Genomic DNA, 9,051 nt, shown 5'->3' on the forward strand with positions numbered 1-9,051 from the left:
TTGCCCCAAAGGTTTCTCCTTCTTCAATCAGTGTATAAACCTTACGTTGGAAGGCTGCTTCCAAGAGGTGGGTGATAAAGTTATGGAAGTAGGTATCTGTCAAGCGGTGAGCAAGAGCGAAGCGTTTCTGACGTGGATCATCAGACTGGTGTTCCAAGTAATCACTTAAAAGCAATTCATTGAAGGTTGACGGTGCTTCGACATAGTAGGTCGACATGTGGGCGTTGAAATAGCTCTGGTGGTTGTCAGAAAAGATGAATTGACCAGAGTGACCGATTTCATGAATCAAGGTATAAACATCGCTCAAACGGCCTGTCCAGCTCATGAGGACATATGGATGCACACGGTATGGATCAGCTGCATAGCCACCAGAATCCTTACCACTATTAGCAGCAAAGTCAACCCAGCGCTCTTCTTGATAGCGAGCAATTTCTTGACTGTATTCTTGACCCAATGGTGCGACTGATTTCATGACCAAATCGTAGGCATCATCAATGCTAACCTCTGGATTAAGAGCACTATCCAAATCCAATTTCCAGTCCGCAAAGGTCATCTTTTCAAGACCATTGACCTTGGCAACATGCTTGAGATATCGCTGAGCGACTGGCGCAAAATCCTTCATGATGAGGTCAATCTGGCGATCAAACATAGCACGATCTACTTCTTGCTCAGCTAAAAGATAGTCAAATACTGAGTCGTACCCCTTCATATCTGCCAACAATTTCTCAGACTTGACCTGAGCAAGATAGGCTGCTGCAGCCGTATTTTGGTGCTTACGAAGTCCTTCTGAAAAGGAACGGAAGGATTTCTCACGAACTTCAGCATCCTCGTGATTTTGGTAGAAATTTTCATAGGTCACAAAGCTATTTTTGTAAGTCTTCCCATGGGCTTCAAAGTCAGCCATTTCAAAGTCGCCAGCTCGCATCTTAGTATAGATATCCTGTGGACTATAGAAAACTTCACCCAGATTAGTCAAGGCCTTCTCCACATCAGCCCCAAGATAGTGGGCTTTTTTGATTTTCGCCTGACGAATGGCTGCCGTCAAGTGGGGCAACTCACCGAGACGATCTAATACTTCCTCATCTGCCGCCACCAAGGCATCATCAAAGAAGGTTAAAGCAACACTGGCATCTGTCTCAAAGTCCATTCCAGCTTGGGCGATATTGGCAAAATCTTCATTGCTATAGTCTGTCGTCTGAGGCATAAAGGCGTAATTACCGATATGACTCATCTGAATGTAGATTTGTTCCAATTCTGCAAAAGCTTTCTCGAAATCTTCAAAAGTGTGAAGATTGTCCTTATAGTCACGACTAAATTGATTGATATCTTCACGCGCCTTCTCAATCGCACGCAAGAAATCCTCACGGTCTTGGTATAGGGCTGTCAAGTCCCAAAGTTCCTTTTCAGGAAATTCTGAACGGTGTTTTTGTTCCATTTTCTTCCTCTTATTTCTCTAATTCTAATAAAACACTGATGGCTGACAGGGCATAAAGCGGTGCGGTTTCTGCTCGCAAAATACGAGGACCAAGACCTGCCAAGACTGCTCCTTTAGCTTCAAAAGACTCTATTTCTGCAGGCGATAGACCACCTTCTGGCCCGAAGATAAAGAGCAGTTTGGCTCCTTTTTCCAGTCCAGCAACTGCTTGTATAAGTGCGGCTGATTCGCCTTCTTTAGCTGACTCTTCATAAGCCACCACGATGCGGTCAAACTGGCTCAGTTGTGCTAGAAAATCTGCCTTTTTCTCAAAAAGGGTGATGCTTGGGACAAAGTTGCGCTTGCTTTGCTCGGCTGCTCCAAGGGCGATTTTTTCTAGTTTCTCGACTTTTTTCCCTAGTTTTTTACCATCCCATTTAGCAACTGACCAGTCTGCAGGGAAGGCCCAAATCTGACTGGCACCTAGTTCCGTCACCTTTTGAGTGATAAACTCCAACTTATCTCCCTTGGGAAAACCAGATGCGATGGTCACTTGGACTGGCAGTTCCACATTGTCATCCAATTCCTCAACCAGCTCAAACTGACGCGCCTCCACATTGACCACGCGCGCCAAACGCTTAATGCCATCATCAAATACTAAAGCGACCTCATCATCTTCTTTCAGGCGCATAACCTGAAACATGTGCTTGCTGGTCTCCTTGTCCTCGATGGTGACAGGTGAGACTGCACTGCCCTTGACAAAATACTGCTGCATGCTAGCCTCCAATCACACCGGAGATATCCTTGGTCTTCTTGAAGACACAGGCATTCCACTCCCCTTGAATCATGTGGGTTTCAAGGAAAAATCCAGCTGACTCAGCTGACTCACGCACCATGTCCCACTTGTCCTTGATTATACCACTCATGATGAGGTAGCCTTCATCCTTGACCAAGCGATAAGCATCCTCCGTCAGATGAATAAGGATATCCGCTAAGATATTGGCCACGATAACATCTGCCTCAATTTCCACTCCTTTAAGCAAATCGCCTGGGGCTACATGGATGTTTTCCATACCAGGATTGAGCTCAATATTTTCCTGAGCTACTCTAACCGCTACATCATCCAGGTCATAGGCGAAAATTTCCTTGGCACCTAGAAGCGAGCTGGCAATAGAAAGAACGCCTGAACCTGTCCCCACATCGATTACTGTCTCACCGCCACGAAGGACCTGCTCCAAGGCAAAAAGGCTCATCTTGGTCGTTGGGTGAGTCCCTGTTCCAAAGGCCATGCCAGGGTCCAGCTTGATAATCTTTTCGCCCGCCGTCGCCTCATAGTCCGTCCATGAAGGCACAATGGTCAAGTCATGAGTGATGCGAGCTGGTTCATAGTATTTCTTCCAGTTGTCGGCCCAGTCTTCCTCAGCCAAGGCGGTCGTGCCCATCTTGACCTCGCCCAGATCCATAAAATCGGTCAATTCTGCCAAACGAGCCTGCAAGTCCGACTCAACTGCTGCTACATCAACCGTATCCGGGTAGTAGGCTGTGACCACGATTTCTTCCTGCTGCTCGACCTCAGGAAAAATCTCACCAAAGCGGTCCACATTCCCCACATAGTCCATGCTGTCTTCGATTGCCACCCCTTGAGCACCTAACTCAATCAAGAGATTGGAGACTAATTCCTCTCCCTCACGCTTAACTGTAACTTTTAACTCTTGCCATGTTTCCATATTTAAGATACCAAGCCCGTAAAACACAAAGCCAAAATAGGAACTTCAACGAAGACGCTTGAATCTAAGAGAAGTTTATCTTTTCTGCACAGTGTTTAGGGCGGGTTCAGTTTAGAAATGTAACCGAACCATCCTTTCTATTTCTCTATCCATTTTTTCATGTAGACCATATCCATGCCCTCTTTTTCAGGCTCAATATGGGTTTGATGGTAGCCATTCTTCTCATAGAAAGCAACCATGCCTGCATCTTGTAATACCGTACACAAATCCCACTGTGTAATGGTGGGGAACTCTTTTTCCAGCAAGCTTAAACCTGTAGATCCATACCCTTTTCCTTGATAGGGAGGTAAAATCGCCACTGTTCCCAACCAAGCATTTGTTAACTCTTCATTGGTCTGAATTCGTAAAAAACCAATCTTTTCTTCATCTTCTCTCACAAAGTAGTAATAGCTATTAGGACGTTCTACCAGTTTCCACTTGATTCGTTCGCGGTCCTCCAGATAAGGATCATACTCATCTTGGTATTTCTCATAGACCGCCTTAAAACTGGCTCTTTGAATGGCAATGATGGTTTCTAAATCTTCCGCTCCTGCTCTCTCAAGTCTTATCATAATTCTCCTCCAAATAATCCCCCAATCTCCCCTGTAGCTGAGGCACTGCTTGTTTAGAATTGAGAAATTCCTCAATTCTCATCAGTTTATAGCCCTGACCTTCGTCACCAAAGACAATATTGTCAAATTGTTCTTGTCTTAGCTGACCAACCATAAAGACCGATTGCTTGTCTTTAAAGATTACGCTAGGATAAATCTTGCTCCAAAGCAGACAGTCTTCATCTAAATGAATTCCCAATTCCTCATAAACTTCACGCGCTGCGCACTCGAAAGGACTTTCGTTTCCTTCACGACCACCACCTGGAAATTCCCACATGTTGGGACAAGGGATATCGTCCTTGTCATCACGCAAGATAGTCAAGACCTTATCCCTACAAATCAAGGCAATCTTGCAACCTTGGAAATCCATTCTGCTATCCAATAATTCCATGATATTTACTCTTTTCTATGATAACAATTACTCTCTAGTAAAATACGAGCTAGCTTTCTTCAATCACCTTTTGACACTCTGCATCCCAGTATGCCTGCCATCTACCATGTTTTTTAGCAAAATAAACGGTAAACTCATCATTTACATAATCTGCGACATAGCGAAGATTAGGCGGATTTTCCTCAAAACTTAATACCCACGGATGGAAGTAAAAAGTTTTCTCCCACCTCTTCTGAGTGTAGCCCAGATCCTTAGCAAACTGAGGGATGGGTTGCTGCATCTCACTTTCCAAACAATACTGAATGGCATTGTCAATACTATTTAAACGAGCTAATAGTTGCTTAAACTGGTCTTCCTCTTCAATTTTGAAAGCACCTATGAACTCAAATTCTGCAAAGTCTATCGAAAAGTCAAATAGTGTGATTTCACCATCCTCAACACAGTGACCCACCTCATCAACACGGTCACGAGTTCCAAACTTCAATACTCGCTCGAAATCTAGATCCGCAAAGCGATTTCGGGGAAGGATCGACTCACGCTCTTGAGATTTTTGGGATTTTTTACTAAATAACCACTTAAATATCTGAAGCATCGTACAGCTCTCTTTCCTTTTCTCAGCTCACCTGAGTCTGTTCTACCTGTATTGCTTGTTCCAACTCATCTAACCACTGCTGGTAATAGGCTTTCTCATCCCGTAACATCCGGCTGCTATTCATTTTCTGTCTAGCAATCTTCATAGCCTTGTGAGTTTGAACTACATCTTTCTTTACCTTAAATTGATACCAAGCTTGAATGACTTGCATATCTGCTGTTTTTAGAGATAAAAAGGATTTGACCCCTCGAATACTTGCATATTCTTCCGCTTTCTTATTATCTCCTTCTATCAGAGCAATTTGAAGAAGGTATAATTGAGAAATAGTTTTAGACATTGGATTATCTGTTTTCTCTAACACAGACTGAAGCTGTTGCTTTGCAAGCTCTATATTATCATCCAATATGAATACCAATCCCTGAATAGTCTGAACACTTTCTGCAAAACTCCCTCTCGCATCCTCAGCAACAGGCATGATAAAGTCTTTTAAATCATATTCTTGAGGAGCCAGCAAAGTTTGAGCAGAATGTCTCAATACCAAGTAGGCGTATTTGGTATTTTCAGGGTGTTGTCTCAATTCCCAAATTTTCGCTCCATCGGTGATGCCGACTGGCAAAGCATTGTTTAGAAAGAAAGACAAATTCAAAAAAATCCAAGTACCAGCAAAATACCAACTTCTTGTCAAAAATCCAAACAATATCGCCAATAACATCAAGCTGATATGAACCAGCAAGCCTCCTGAAAGCATCAAGATGATTCTTTGATCACTTTCATTCTCTTTTAAACCAATATACTGAGCACCAACATTTTTTATAACTGCTGTTCGACTAAGATGAAGCCTTCCTGACTTTTTTGTTAAAAGAACGTTCCCTAATCCAAAAGCCACCAGCCGATAGCCTGTCAAGTAGCCACAAAAAGCATGTCCCAGCTCATGGAGAATAAAGATTAAATACATGCTTAGAAGAGCGAAGGCATAACCAAAAGTAAAAACTAAAACTGCGGAATACCCCAACTCTGCAAATGCGATTGTTCCACAAGCAAAAGCCAGCATAATAAAGATAACAGCTAGCGCATAAACCAAATAAATCCCAATTTTCTTCATAAAATCTCCAACCAACTCCTAATACCTCGGATAAGGGTAAAATTCTCCTTCTTCCAAACCGACTTTCCCTTCTTCAAAGACTTCTTGGTTCCATTCCATGACAAATTCTTCTGCTTCTGGATCTTCCAAAAAGTCCATGAGGGCATCTAGTCCAACCTCTGCAGTATCTTTGAGAAATAGCGCAAAATAAGCTAAAAATTCACGAGAAAAACCTTTCTTAGGCAGGTAAGGGATGACGGTGAGATAGTCTTTTGCATTGACTCTTGACTTAGCAGGGTTGTAAAAAAGTACTGCTTCTTCAAAAAGGATATCATCTGACGAAACCTCTCCGTCTTCATCTAACATCTCCACCCCTGCAGCATTTTGTGCCTCTAATAGAAAACTCACTTCAACCGCATGATTACGCTTGTCCCAACTAATCTCATAATCAAAAGGAAAGTTCTTATCCAACTCTTCTTGTAAAACATCTAAAAATCCATATGTTGCCATTTTGTCCTCTTTCTATACGACTCTTCAATCGCCCCGAATACTCGGAAATATGCTAAAATAGATACTACCATATTACCACATTAGTATCAGAAAATCCATGTTAGAAAGGACTGCTATGCCAGACAATCTCGCGCTTCGCATGCGCCCTAAAACCATCGACCAGGTCATCGGTCAGGAGCATCTGGTAGGACCAGGAAAAATCATCCGCCGCATGGTAGAGGCTAACCGCTTGTCATCCATGATTCTTTACGGACCTCCAGGCATCGGAAAAACCAGTATCGCTTCAGCCATCGCTGGAACGACCAAGTATGCTTTTCGGACCTTCAATGCCACAGTTGATAGTAAAAAACGCCTCCAAGAAATCGCTGAGGAAGCTAAATTCTCAGGTGGCCTTGTACTGCTACTAGACGAGATTCATCGTCTTGACAAGACTAAACAAGACTTCCTCCTTCCTCTCTTGGAAAGTGGTCTAGTCATCATGATCGGGGCGACAACTGAAAATCCTTTCTTTTCTGTCACTCCAGCCATCCGTAGCCGTGTTCAGATTTTTGAATTAGAACCCTTATCCAATCAAGATGTTAAAGAGGCCGTTCAAATCGCCCTGACTGACCCTGAAAGAGGTTTTGATTTCCCTGTTGAGTTAGATGATGATGCCCTTGATTTTATCGCAACATCTACCAATGGAGATCTCCGTTCTGCCTTCAATTCGCTTGATTTGGCAGTTCTCTCCACCCCAGAAAATGATGACGGTGTCCGCCACATCACGCTCGACATCATGGAAAATAGTCTTCAGAGAAGCTACATCACTATGGACAAGGATGGAGACGGTCACTATGATGTTCTATCTGCCCTGCAAAAATCCATCCGTGGATCCGATGTCGATGCTAGTCTCCACTATGCTGCTCGCTTGATAGAAGCCGGTGACCTTCCTAGCCTAGCTCGTCGTTTGACTGTGATTGCTTATGAAGATATTGGCTTAGCTAATCCAGAAGCGCAAATCCATACCGTAACTGCTTTGGATGCTGCGCAAAGAATCGGCTTCCCAGAGGCTCGTATCCTCATTGCCAATGTCGTCATTGATCTGGCACTTTCACCTAAGTCTAACTCAGCCTACGTGGCTATAGATAAGGCCTTGTCTGACCTTAAAACATCGGGGCATCTGCCGATTCCACGTCACTTGCGAGATGGACATTATAGCGGCAGCAAGGAATTAGGTAACGCCCAAAATTATCTCTATCCACATAATTATCCTGGTCACTGGGTCAAGCAAGAATACCTACCAGAAAAAATCCGTGACCATCACTACTTTTCTCCGGAAGATAGTGGAAAATACGAACGGGCCCTGGCTCAACGCAAGGAAACCATTGATAAATTACGAAACTCGTGAAATCCTTTTCAAAAATTATAATTTCCCCTTGATTTTTTTTGAAAAAGTGGTATCATATAATCATAGAAACGCTGTGGTGTACGACTTCACATTTAAGTGTTGACCGACTATTTTTTGTATTATTAGGGAAACAAAAGTCTTCTAACAGCATGTAGGCCGTCTCACACGGAAACAGCTTCAGTTAGAGCGAGTTGCCCACCTGCTTAATTGCGCGGGTTCAATACAAACCGTGAAGTTTCGGCACCAATACAGCTTTTTATTTGCCTCCTTAGCTCAGTTGGTAGAGCAGTAGACTCTTAATCTATGGGGCGCAGGTTCGAGCCCTTGTAGGGGCATCTAAATCAACAGGAAAAAGCCTTGATTTACAAGGCTTTTTTGCTTGTCTGTAACTGATTTGCCCCATCATTTGCCCCACTTTTAAATCTATCTTTTCTTTTTGAATCAAATTACATCTTAACAAATAGTGTAAAGCCAGTTACTTTTGCTTTGATGCCATACAATATTTTCATGTAGAGAAGACAAATTTTATCTTCTCTTTTTATTTTCAAAATAATAAAAACTGATTTTCTTTTCATGAATCAGACTGAAACTTCCAAATTTTCCATTTAGTTTATTGATATTTCCTCTAAAAAGGTGTATAATATTTTTACTATCAAACTATACTATATAACAGGATGGTCTTGAAATGAAATTTTCTAATCGTTTATCGCTATTCCTTGCAGGAGTTATTTTTGTCCTTTTAGCACTCTTTCTATTTACAGACCCAGTAGCTAATCTTGTTGCTTACAGCTGGTGGATTGCATTTGGTTTACTGGTTGCTTCCATAGCAGCTATTTTAGGCTATTTCTCTGTACCAAAAGAGCTTCGCTCACCAGCTCATCTTTTCCAAGGGATTGTTAATCTTCTCTTAGCTCTTTACCTCGTTGCCTATGGCTTTGTGACGCTGCCAGTTGTCATTCCAATTATTTTAGGGATTTGGTTAATTGTAGAAGCCATTATAGTTTTCTTTAAAGGCAATCGTCTGGGATTGATTTTCCCTATTATTGGCAACCATATCATGTGGATAGCGTTGCTTGCATTTTTACTAGGTCTAGTGATTTTGTTCAATCCAGTAGCTACAAGTGTCTTTGTCGTTTATGTCGTTGCCTTTGCATTTTTAATTGTTGGTTTCACCTATATCCTTGATGCCTTTCGTAAATAATCTAGCTGCCATTTTGGGCATATTAAAATAGCTGGGAAGTTACATTCTCAGCTTTTTCTGTTGCCTCTTTAGCTAAGTTGGTAGAGCAGTAGACTCTT

Annotated in this window: 10 protein-coding genes and 1 tRNA gene; 3 read left to right on the forward strand and 8 right to left on the reverse strand. The window is 42.5% G+C overall.

Annotated elements, in window-relative coordinates; all coding sequences use genetic code 11:
- The 8 genes from pepF to HMPREF2619_RS01430 all read right to left on the reverse strand — a co-directional run.
- The coding region (gene pepF, locus HMPREF2619_RS01395; RefSeq protein ID WP_261673709.1) for an oligoendopeptidase F at positions 1 to 1,435 on the reverse strand (1,435 nt) is incomplete at its 3' end.
- A gap of 10 nt (positions 1,436 to 1,445) precedes the next feature.
- Positions 1,446 to 2,189, reverse strand: a complete 744-nt coding sequence (locus tag HMPREF2619_RS01400; protein WP_070458433.1) for a 16S rRNA (uracil(1498)-N(3))-methyltransferase — start codon at positions 2,187 to 2,189, stop codon at positions 1,446 to 1,448.
- Between the two features lies 1 nt (position 2,190).
- The gene (prmA, locus tag HMPREF2619_RS01405) at positions 2,191 to 3,141 is read right to left on the reverse strand and encodes a 50S ribosomal protein L11 methyltransferase (RefSeq protein ID WP_070458436.1); all 951 of its coding nucleotides are present in this window, start codon (positions 3,139 to 3,141) and stop codon (positions 2,191 to 2,193) included.
- A gap of 137 nt (positions 3,142 to 3,278) precedes the next feature.
- Positions 3,279 to 3,752, reverse strand: coding sequence for a GNAT family N-acetyltransferase (locus HMPREF2619_RS01410; protein WP_070458439.1), 474 nt, complete (start codon positions 3,750 to 3,752; stop codon positions 3,279 to 3,281).
- Complete coding sequence (locus tag HMPREF2619_RS01415) at positions 3,739 to 4,182, reverse strand: NUDIX hydrolase (protein WP_070458443.1); 444 nt, start codon at positions 4,180 to 4,182, stop codon at positions 3,739 to 3,741. The genes HMPREF2619_RS01410 and HMPREF2619_RS01415 overlap by 14 nt, the downstream gene beginning before the upstream one ends.
- A gap of 49 nt (positions 4,183 to 4,231) precedes the next feature.
- Complete coding sequence (locus tag HMPREF2619_RS01420) at positions 4,232 to 4,774, reverse strand: hypothetical protein (protein WP_070458446.1); 543 nt, start codon at positions 4,772 to 4,774, stop codon at positions 4,232 to 4,234.
- Positions 4,775 to 4,796: 22 nt separating this feature from the next.
- The gene (locus tag HMPREF2619_RS01425; RefSeq protein ID WP_070458450.1) at positions 4,797 to 5,876 is read right to left on the reverse strand and encodes a M50 family metallopeptidase; all 1,080 of its coding nucleotides are present in this window, start codon (positions 5,874 to 5,876) and stop codon (positions 4,797 to 4,799) included.
- A gap of 18 nt (positions 5,877 to 5,894) precedes the next feature.
- Entirely contained in the window at positions 5,895 to 6,365 is a 471-nt protein-coding gene (locus HMPREF2619_RS01430; protein ID WP_070458453.1) for a DUF3013 family protein, read from the reverse strand.
- A 115-nt stretch (positions 6,366 to 6,480) separates the two neighbouring features.
- Between HMPREF2619_RS01430 and HMPREF2619_RS01435 the strand changes: the two genes are divergently transcribed.
- The 3 genes from HMPREF2619_RS01435 (at position 6,481) to HMPREF2619_RS01445 (ending at position 8,953) form a co-directional block, all read left to right on the forward strand.
- Positions 6,481 to 7,752: a replication-associated recombination protein A gene (locus HMPREF2619_RS01435; RefSeq protein WP_049495321.1), complete on the forward strand. Its 1,272-nt coding sequence runs from the start codon at positions 6,481 to 6,483 to the stop codon at positions 7,750 to 7,752.
- Positions 7,753 to 8,014: 262 nt separating this feature from the next.
- Positions 8,015 to 8,087 (forward strand) — tRNA-Lys (locus tag HMPREF2619_RS01440).
- A gap of 350 nt (positions 8,088 to 8,437) precedes the next feature.
- Positions 8,438 to 8,953 (forward strand): DUF308 domain-containing protein, encoded by a 516-nt coding sequence (locus HMPREF2619_RS01445; protein WP_049509307.1) that lies wholly within the window; start codon positions 8,438 to 8,440, stop codon positions 8,951 to 8,953.
- Positions 8,954 to 9,051 lie beyond the last annotated feature (98 nt).

Origin of the sequence: Streptococcus sp. HMSC074B11 (assembly GCF_001808705.1) — a bacterium.
Lineage (GTDB): Bacteria > Bacillota > Bacilli > Lactobacillales > Streptococcaceae > Streptococcus.

Excerpts from the sequence above, each read along its gene's own strand:
- HMPREF2619_RS01400 (WP_070458433.1), bottom strand. The coding sequence starts at position 2,189 with ATGCAGCAGTATTTTGTCAAGGGCAGTGCAGTCTCACCTGTCACCATC.
- prmA (WP_070458436.1), bottom strand. The coding sequence starts at position 3,141 with ATGGAAACATGGCAAGAGTTAAAAGTTACAGTTAAGCGTGAGGGAGAG.
- HMPREF2619_RS01410 (WP_070458439.1), bottom strand. The coding sequence starts at position 3,752 with ATGATAAGACTTGAGAGAGCAGGAGCGGAAGATTTAGAAACCATCATT.
- HMPREF2619_RS01415 (WP_070458443.1), bottom strand. The coding sequence starts at position 4,182 with ATGGAATTATTGGATAGCAGAATGGATTTCCAAGGTTGCAAGATTGCC.
- HMPREF2619_RS01420 (WP_070458446.1), bottom strand. The coding sequence starts at position 4,774 with ATGCTTCAGATATTTAAGTGGTTATTTAGTAAAAAATCCCAAAAATCT.
- HMPREF2619_RS01425 (WP_070458450.1), bottom strand. The coding sequence starts at position 5,876 with ATGAAGAAAATTGGGATTTATTTGGTTTATGCGCTAGCTGTTATCTTT.
- HMPREF2619_RS01430 (WP_070458453.1), bottom strand. The coding sequence starts at position 6,365 with ATGGCAACATATGGATTTTTAGATGTTTTACAAGAAGAGTTGGATAAG.
- HMPREF2619_RS01435 (WP_049495321.1), top strand. The coding sequence starts at position 6,481 with ATGCCAGACAATCTCGCGCTTCGCATGCGCCCTAAAACCATCGACCAG.
- HMPREF2619_RS01445 (WP_049509307.1), top strand. The coding sequence starts at position 8,438 with ATGAAATTTTCTAATCGTTTATCGCTATTCCTTGCAGGAGTTATTTTT.